Here is a 687-nt window from a genome sequence, read left to right on the forward strand (position 1 = left end):
GCCTCCAGATCGTCCTCCAGCACCTGGCGGCGGCTGTCCAGCCGCGCCAGCTCGGCCGCCGCCGCCTGCTCGCCCTCGATCGCGGCGCGATAGCGGCCCTTGGGATTGCCGCGCCCATCCAGCAGGACCGAAAGATCCGCCTGGACGCGCGCCAGGATCTTCTGCGCGGCCTCGCCCCCCGTCATGGCGCCCAGATCGGCCTCGAGGCATGCGCGCAGGGTCGAACGGGCGGGGTCGGAGAAATCGGGCTGCACCAGGCTCTGCCCCTGCCCGACCCACAGCGCGTTCAGCAGGCCCAGCGCCTCGGCGCCGCGCTTGCCGGCCTCGACGCCGATCAGGGCATGCAGGCGCGATTCGGCCTCGTCACCGCGCAGGGTGACGCCGTCGCCGACCAGTTCCGCGAAGGGGCGGCCGAAAAAACGCTTTTCCAGACGCCAGGCCGTGCCGTCACACAGAAAATCGACGGCGATACGCGGCGCGCCGCGACCGCCATAGGGCAGCAACTCGGCGATCGGCCGGCTCTTGGAGCCATGGGGCAGCAAAAAGACGGCGCGCAGCGCGGCCAGCAAGGTCGATTTGCCCGATTCGTTCGGCGCGGCCAGCAGGTTCAGCCCGGGCCCCAGCCCCGCCAGGCGCGCGGGATCGCCGAAGCGGCGGACCTGCTCGACTTCCAGCCCGGTCAGGATC

General features: G+C 71.9%; 1 protein-coding gene. It reads right to left on the minus strand.

Annotation, left to right across the window (positions count from 1 at the left end):
* On the minus strand, window positions 1-686 hold a 686-nt coding region (locus HUK84_RS21555; RefSeq protein ID WP_456306691.1), incomplete at its 3' end, for an AAA family ATPase.
* Window position 687: the final 1 nt, after the last annotated feature.

This window comes from Nguyenibacter vanlangensis (assembly GCF_013376155.1).
Classification (GTDB): Bacteria; Pseudomonadota; Alphaproteobacteria; order Acetobacterales; family Acetobacteraceae; genus Gluconacetobacter; species Gluconacetobacter vanlangensis.